Source organism: Streptomyces sp. 13-12-16, assembly GCF_002114215.1.
In the GTDB taxonomy this organism is placed as follows: Bacteria; Actinomycetota; Actinomycetes; order Streptomycetales; family Streptomycetaceae; genus Streptomyces.
This window is the reverse complement of the sequence record NZ_NCTE01000802.1, coordinates 1-7113: the sequence shown is the minus strand read 5'-3', so window position 1 is coordinate 7113 and position 7113 is coordinate 1. Positions and strand designations below refer to the sequence as shown.

Genomic DNA, 7113 nt, shown 5'->3' with positions numbered 1-7113 from the left:
CGACCGCACCGCGTCCGCGGAGGGTCCGGGCGGCGCACGGGCCGCCCGGACGGACCGTGGGTCCGGACGCACGGCGCCCCGGCGCCCCCTTCCGGGGTCCGCCGGGGCATCCGGGCGGTGCGGGCCGTCAGCGCGAGGACAGGTACTCCTCGACTCCCGGCGCCGCGTGCGCGTCCTCCGCGTTCACCACGCCGCCGACCGCCTCGGCGTCGGGCTTGAGCACGTACGTCTCGACGCTCGCGGGGCGGTCGACGTCGGAGAAGTTCTGCGGGGTGCCGAGGCCGGTGTCGGCGTTCGTCTGCGCGCGGTGCGCCTTGACGACGTCCTCACGGGTGAGGCCGCCCGCCTCGCACGCCTTCTTCAGGTCGGCGCCCATGAGCTGGGCGGCGTTGTACCCGGACAGCACGCCGGAGTCGACCGGCGAGTCCGGGTACTTCTTCCGGTACGACGCCACCATGCTCTTCACGCCGGGCAGATCGGAGCTGACCGCGGGCGCGGCGCTCACGATGCTGAGCATCGCCGCCAGGGCGGGCGCTGCGGGGGTCTTCATGAGCTGGGGCGCGAAGCCGGGGGCGCTGCTGACGACGGGGACCTTCAGGCCGCGGGAGGCGGCGACGCCGACGAGGGAGGCCGTCTGCGCGGGTCCGGCGCTGATCAGGACGGCCTTCACGCCCTCCTTGCGCAGGGCCGAGACCTGGGCGGACAGGTCGGTGTCCGTGGCCTTGATCTTCTGCCCGGCCACCTTCAGTCCGGCCTTCCCGGCCGCCCAGGTGGACCCTTCCAGCGCGTTGGCGCCGTAGTCGCCCTCGAAGTAGACGTGACCGATGGTGTCGCCCTTCTTCAGGCCCTTGGCACGGGTGAGGAACTCGACGGCGGCGATCATGTCGACGTCGTAGGTGGTGCCGAGGACCTGGATGGCGTCCTTGCCGAGCAGGGAGGCCGCCCAGGCCTGCGGGAAGGTGAGCACCTTGTCCCGCTCGATGTCGTCGAGCAGCGCGGCGACCACCGGGGAGCCGATGACCTGGGGCAGCGCCACGACGTCCGGGGCGATGTCGGCGTAGGCGGTGACCGCCTTCTGCACGTCGTAGCCGTGGTCCTTGACGACGATCTCCACCTTGCGGTCGCAGATGCCGCCCTTGGCGTTGGTCTCGTCGGCCCACATCTGCTGGGCCTGCACGATGCTCTTTCCGAGGGTGGCGTAGGGGCCGGTCAGGTCGGTGAGGGCACCCAGCCTGATGGTGTCGGCGCCGACGCCGGGTCCGGTGCGGACGCCGTCGGCGGCCTCGCCGCCCTTGTCGCCGTCGTCCGCCTTGGAGCTGCATCCGGTGGCCGCGAGCAGCAGGGCGAGGGCGCCGGCGAGGACGGTCCCGGCGGTGCGGTGCCGGTCGCGGCGGGTGCGGTGCGTGGTGTTCACGGAGTGTGCTCCTTGGGTCGTGCGGCCGGTTGCGGAGACGAGGGGACGACGGTTTCCGGGGCGGGGGTACGGGATCGGCGGCGCCGTACGCGGTCCCGGGCCCGGCGTGCCAGGCCGTGCAGACCGTCGGGGGCGTACAGCAGGACCAGGACGATCGCCGCGCCGTAGAGGTAGCGGGCCGCCTCGGTGGGGCCCACGGCGCCCTCGGCGGAGCCCGGGGCGGTCACCAGCGGGAGCTGGTCGGCGTACCGGGTCATCAGCAGCGGCAGGGCGGTGACGAAGACGGCGCCGGCGGTGGCTCCGGCGACGGACCCGAGACCGCCGATGACGATCATGGCGAGGTAGTCGACGGAGAGCGCGAGGGAGAAGTAGTCCGGGACGACGCGGCGGAAGGCGAGCGCCAGGAGCACTCCCGCGAGGCCCGCGTACATCGACGACACCACGAAGGCGGCCGACCGGTGCCGGGCGACGTCGACGCCCATCACGGCGGCCGCGGTCTCGCTGTCGCGCAGGGCGGCCAGCGCCCGGCCGGGGCGTGAGCGCAGCAGGCCGCGGGCGGTGAACCAGGTGAACGCGAACAGGGCCAGGCCCAGGAACCACAGCCGTTCCTCCGCGCCGAACGGCACGCCGAGGACGGTCAGTCCGGGGTCGCTCTCCGCGAAGGTGAACCCGCCCAGGGTGAGCGGGGGCACGGAGCGGCCGTTGAAGCCGCCGGTGACGGAGTCGGCGGTCAGCAGGACGTGGTGGCCGAGGAAGACCAGCGCGAGGGTGGCGATGCCCAGGTAGATGCCCTTGACCCGGGCGGCGACGGGGCTGAACAGTCCGCCGGCCGCTCCCGCGAGCAGGACCGCGAGGAGCGCGGCGAGGGCCGGGGGCAGTCCGGGTCCGGGTTCGCCGGCCAGCCAGGCGTAGCCGTAGGCGCCGACGGCGAGGAAGAAGGCGTGGCCGAGGGAGAGCTGCCCCGCGGTGCCGCTGAGCAGGGCGAGGCCGGTGGCGCCGATGGCCGCGGCCATGGAGAACAGGCCGATGCGCAGCCAGAAGGCGTCCAGGTAGAACGGCGGCAGGCACAGGAGGACGGCGAACGGCAGGAGCGGGGCCCGGCGGCGGGTGAGGGCGTCGAGGAGTCGGTCAGACACGGGCCGTCCCCTTCGCGCCGAACAGCCCGGTGGGCCGTACGAGGAGGACGAGCAGCATCACCGCGTACGGGGCGACGTCGCCGAATCCCTCGCCGAGGACGTGCAGTTCGGACTGGTAGCCGACGACGAGCGCCTCGGTCAGGCCGATGATCAGGCTGCCCGCGAGGGCGCCGGCCGGGGAGGCGAGGCCGCCGAGGATCGCGGCCGGGAAGGCGTTGAGGGCGGTCTGCCCGGTGGTGCGCTCCAGTCCGGGCGCGGGGAACGCGGCGAGGAACACGGCGGCCAGCGCGGCGAGCGCTCCCGCCAGGCACCAGGCGCCCGCGCGGACCCGGCCGAGCCGTACGCCCATGAGCGCGGCGGCCTCCAGGTCCTCGGCCGCCGCGCGCAGGGACAGTCCCCAGGAGGTGAACCGGAAGAGCGCGAACACCCCGCCGATGACCGCGGCCGACACCACGATCGCGGCGAGCCGGCTGTCGGCGACGGTCACCGGGCCCAGTTCGGTCACCGCGTCGCCCCACGGGTCCCCCAGGGACAGCAGGTCGCCGCCGATGCGCCGGGAGAGATCGGTGAGCAGGACGATGTCGATGCCGATGGTGACGATGGTCTGCACATGGGCGGAGTGGGCGTCCTGGCCGCCGCGTTGCAGCAGGAACCGGTCGAGCGCGCCGGCGAGGGCGGCCGTGGTGAGGACCGCCAGGGCGAGCGCTCCGGCGAAACCGAGGTCGTCGTGGAGCACGGCGGTGAGGTAGCCGCCGAGCAGGAGCAGGGAGCCGTGGGCGAAGTTGAGGACGCCGGAGGCCTTGAAGATGACGACGAAGCCGAGCGCGACCAGCGCGTAGACCGCGCCGAGCGCCAGTCCGCCGAGGATGTTGTCGAGGAATGCCGTCATGCCGCGTCCTCCCCGGTCGCGTCGGTGCCGAGGTAGGCGCGCAGCACCTCGGGGTCCCGGCGGACCTCGTCGGGGGTGCCGTGGGCGATGGGCTTGCCGAAGTCGAGCACCGTGACGTCGTCGGCGAGACGCATGACGAGGCCCATGTCGTGCTCGACGAGGACGACGGACAGGCCGAGTTCGGCGCGGAGTTCGCCCACCACCTCGGCGGTGCGGGCGCGTTCGGCGGCGTTCATGCCGGCCACGGGTTCGTCGAGGAGCAGCACACGGGGCTCCAGGCAGAGGGCGCGGGCGAGTTCGACGCGCTTGCGGTCGCCGTACGACAGCAGGGCGACGGGGCTGTCGAAGTGGTCCCCGAGACCGGTGAGTTCGGCGATCTCGCGTGCCCTGGCGAGGTGCTCGCGCTGTTCCCGTACGGCGCTCGGCAGGCGCAGCGCGCTCGCGGCGAACCCGGCGCGGGACAGGGCGTGGCGGCCGAGCATCAGGTTGTCGGCGACGGTGCCGTGGGTGGTGACGATGTTCTGGAAGGTGCGGGCCACGCCGAGCGCGGCGATGCGGTGCGGGGCGAGGCGGGTCAGCTCGGTGCCGCCGAGCGTCACCGTGCCGGCGGCCGGGCGGCACAGGCCCGACAGCACGTTGAAGCAGGTCGACTTGCCGGCGCCGTTGGGTCCGATGAGCGCGTGCACCGAGCCGGGGGCGACGGTGAAGGAGACGCCGTCGAGGGCGGTGAGTCCGGCGAAGCGCACGGTGACGTCCCGTACGGCGAGCACGGGCGGTGCGGCGGTGGTGCGGTCGGTCACGCCGCCCCCTGGTCCTCGGCCGACTCGCCCAGGTAGAGGCGGCGTACGGCGTCGGTGCGGGCGAGTTCTTCGGCGGGGCCGGACAGGCGGGTCTCGCCCACCTCCAGGACGTGCGCGTGGTCGGCGAGGGAGAGCGCCATGCCGGCGTTCTGCTCGACGAGGAGCACGGCGGTGCCCTGGGCGTTGATCTCGCGGATCACCTCGGCGATGCGGTACACCATCTGCGGGGCGAGGCCGAGGGAGGGCTCGTCGAGGAGCAGCAGGCGCGGGGCGGCCATCAGGGCGCGGCCGATGGCGAGCATCTGCTGCTCGCCGCCGGAGAGCAGGCCGGCGGCCTGGTGGGTGCGTTCGGCGAGGCGGGGGAAGAGCGTGAAGACCCGGTCGCGGGCCTCCTGGACCTGGGCGCGGCCGCGCCGGCCGAGGCCGAGGCCGCCGGAGCGCAGGTTCTCGTCGACCGAGAGTCCGGCGAACACCCGTCGTCCCTCGGGGACCTGGACGACTCCGGCGCGTACCGCCGCGACGGGGTCCTTGCCGTCGAGCACCGTCCCGCCGTAGCGGATGCGGCCGGCCGTGATCGCGCCGCGGTGCAGGCGCAGCGTGCCGGAGACGGCGCGCAGCAGGGTCGTCTTGCCGGCGCCGTTGGCGCCGAGCAGGGCGACGACGGTGCCGTGCGGCACGGTCAGGGACACGGAGCGGAGGGCGGACAGTGCGCGGCCGTAGGTCACGTCGACGTTCTCGACGTGCAGCGCGGGCGGGCTGTCCGGTGGTGCTTCGGGCATCACGGCTCCTCGGGGCCGGGCCGCGCGGGGCGGCGGCGGCTTCGGGGGAAGGGGTGCTCACGACAGCACGGGGGCGGAGGAGCGGTACAGCTTTCGGCGCCCGTACGCTGCGGCGTACCAACGCGGGTGGGCGGGGGTTGTGCGGGTGCCCAGGCCGGGGCCGTGGCACCGGAGCCGGGACCTGTGGCACCGGAGCCGCAGCGCCGGGCCGGGGTGTCGCTTGCCGCCTCCGGCAGGGTGCCGCCGCGCCCGCCCTCCCCCACTCCCGGCTTCGCTCGAGCGGGGGGACCCCCATCGCCCCAGCGGCACGACTGCCCGCGGCTGGGTGGGGGCGGCGCGGCTGGGTGGGCGGTGTAGCCGGCCGTAGTGGGGTGGGGTCAGGGGCGGAGGAGGGTGCGGGCGGTCAGGGCCAGGCTGACCTCGATCAGGTCGGTGGGGCGGGAGAGGGAGCGGCCGGTGAGCTGTTCGTAGCGGCGGAGGCGGTTGAGGACCGTGTTGCGGTGGCAGTAGAGGCGGCGGCTCGCCCTCTGGGCCGAGCCGTCGCAGGCCAGCCAGGTGGCCAGGGTGTCCAGCAGGACCTCCGCGTCGGCGGGTTCGAGGTGGGCCAGCGGGCCGAGCAGCCGTTCGGCCAGCGCGGCGCCGAGTTCGGGACTCGACACCACCAGCGCCGCCGGCAGGTGCTCGGTCAGGTGGACCGTGCCGCCCTGCTCGGGGCACAGGCTCAGCGCGGTGTCCGCCAGCCGCCGCGCCTCCCCCACGGCGGACAGCCCCTCGACCGCGCTGCCGACGCCCACCCGCACCCCCGCCGCCTGCTCCTCCGGCACGACGGGCTCCGTACCGTCCTCGACCAGGACGATGCCGTGATCGGCGTCCACGCCCGTGTGCCAGTGCACGCGCACACCCGGAGCGAGGGCCGCTTGGGCACCGGGACAGCCGGTGGGCCCGCCGCCGGCGACCGCGACGACCACGTACCGCCCGTGCTCGGGCAGGCCCAGCGCCTGCGCGGCCTCGGGCAGGTCGGCGATCCTGCTCGTGCCGTCCAGCAGGGCCGCGGCCAGCAGACGCACCCTGTTCTCCCTCCGCCACGCCAGCTGCCGCTCGGTCTGCCGGTAGGCGTCCGCGACGAGGGTGCAGTGCTCGTCGACGAAGTTCCACACGTCGGACGCCACGTGCACCAGCAGCCGTACGTCCTCGGGCGCCGTCCGGGAGGTCTCGTCGACCAGGCCCTGCCACACCAGCGAGCCGCCCAGCCGGAAGGCGTGCAGCAGGGCGTCCAGCGGCAGCCCCTGCTCGGCGCGCGCGGCGCCGATCTTCCAGGTGCAGCGCCGCGCCGCGTCCCGGGCGCCCCGCGGATCGAGCAGGGAGGAGATGCTGTGCCGCAGCGAGCGGTGCACCTCCTGCCAGGTCGTGGTGGCGTCCCCCTCCACCGCGGCCCGGTACGCGGGCTCCTGCTCCTGCAGGACGGCGACCAGCCCGTCGGTGAGCTGGGGCAGGTCGTCCAGCAGGACGCGGGCGGCCCGGTGCAGCACGCGCAGCGCGTCGGCGTCGATCAGCGACCGCACGCGCGGTGTCCGGGGCCGCGGAGCGGGCGCGGGTCCGGAACGCGGCAGGGTACGTGGCCGTACGGCGTGTTGCATCGCGCATCTCCCCCAGGGTCGGCTTCCCGGCGGCGCCCGTGCGGCGGCGGTCCCCGTATCGGCGCCCGGCCGGTACGGGGGAGCCCGTGGGCCGGCCGCCGTCGGACTCGTCCTGCCCCGAAGGATGACATACCGTCCGGTCGGTCCCTAGGGTTGTGCACCGGTCTTTTCCGCCTGCCCGACGAGGCGGACCAGCTCGACGCGGGAACGGACCCCCAGGGTGGCGAAGATGTTCCGCAGGTGGTAGTCGACGGTGCGGGTGCTGACGGACAGGCTCAGGGCCACCTCCCGGTTGGTGGCGCCCTCGGCGACGCGCCGCACGATACGCAGCTGCTGCGGGGTCAGCCGGGACAGCTCCCCGGTCCCCGGCCGGCCGGGGGCCGCGCCGCCCGCCCGCGACTCGGCGGCGGCCTGCTGCGCCCACAGGTGCGCGCCGCAGCGCTCGAAGCCCATCAGGG

General features: G+C 74.9%; 7 protein-coding genes. All 7 read right to left on the bottom strand.

Features of this window, described 5'->3' with window-relative positions; genetic code table 11:
• Window positions 1-127: 127 nt before the first annotated feature.
• Window positions 128-1414: an ABC transporter substrate-binding protein gene (locus B7767_RS29245; protein WP_085574785.1), complete on the bottom strand. Its 1287-nt coding sequence runs from the start codon at window positions 1412-1414 to the stop codon at window positions 128-130.
• Window positions 1411-2550 carry a branched-chain amino acid ABC transporter permease gene (locus B7767_RS29240; RefSeq protein WP_085574784.1) on the bottom strand — a complete coding sequence of 380 codons (1140 nt, stop codon included), beginning with the start codon at window positions 2548-2550 and terminating at the stop codon, window positions 1411-1413. Before B7767_RS29240 ends, B7767_RS29245 begins: the two co-directional genes overlap by 4 nt.
• Window positions 2543-3439 (bottom strand): branched-chain amino acid ABC transporter permease, encoded by an 897-nt coding sequence (locus tag B7767_RS29235; protein WP_085574783.1) that lies wholly within the window; start codon window positions 3437-3439, stop codon window positions 2543-2545. The genes B7767_RS29240 and B7767_RS29235 overlap by 8 nt, the downstream gene beginning before the upstream one ends.
• Window positions 3436-4239: an ABC transporter ATP-binding protein gene (locus tag B7767_RS29230; RefSeq protein ID WP_085574782.1), complete on the bottom strand. Its 804-nt coding sequence runs from the start codon at window positions 4237-4239 to the stop codon at window positions 3436-3438. The genes B7767_RS29235 and B7767_RS29230 overlap by 4 nt, the downstream gene beginning before the upstream one ends.
• Window positions 4236-5018, bottom strand: coding sequence for an ABC transporter ATP-binding protein (locus B7767_RS29225; protein ID WP_085574781.1), 783 nt, complete (start codon window positions 5016-5018; stop codon window positions 4236-4238). The genes B7767_RS29230 and B7767_RS29225 overlap by 4 nt, the downstream gene beginning before the upstream one ends.
• Window positions 5019-5395: 377 nt before the next feature.
• Window positions 5396-6655, bottom strand: coding sequence for a helix-turn-helix domain-containing protein (locus B7767_RS29215; RefSeq protein ID WP_085574779.1), 1260 nt, complete (start codon window positions 6653-6655; stop codon window positions 5396-5398).
• 147 nt (window positions 6656-6802) lie between these two features.
• A partial coding sequence (locus B7767_RS29210; RefSeq protein WP_143652686.1) for a helix-turn-helix transcriptional regulator occupies window positions 6803-7113 on the bottom strand: 311 nt, incomplete at its 5' end.

Excerpts from the sequence above, each read along its gene's own strand:
- B7767_RS29235 (WP_085574783.1), bottom strand. The coding sequence starts at position 3,439 with ATGACGGCATTCCTCGACAACATCCTCGGCGGACTGGCGCTCGGCGCG.
- B7767_RS29215 (WP_085574779.1), bottom strand. The coding sequence starts at position 6,655 with ATGCAACACGCCGTACGGCCACGTACCCTGCCGCGTTCCGGACCCGCG.
- B7767_RS29225 (WP_085574781.1), bottom strand. The coding sequence starts at position 5,018 with ATGCCCGAAGCACCACCGGACAGCCCGCCCGCGCTGCACGTCGAGAAC.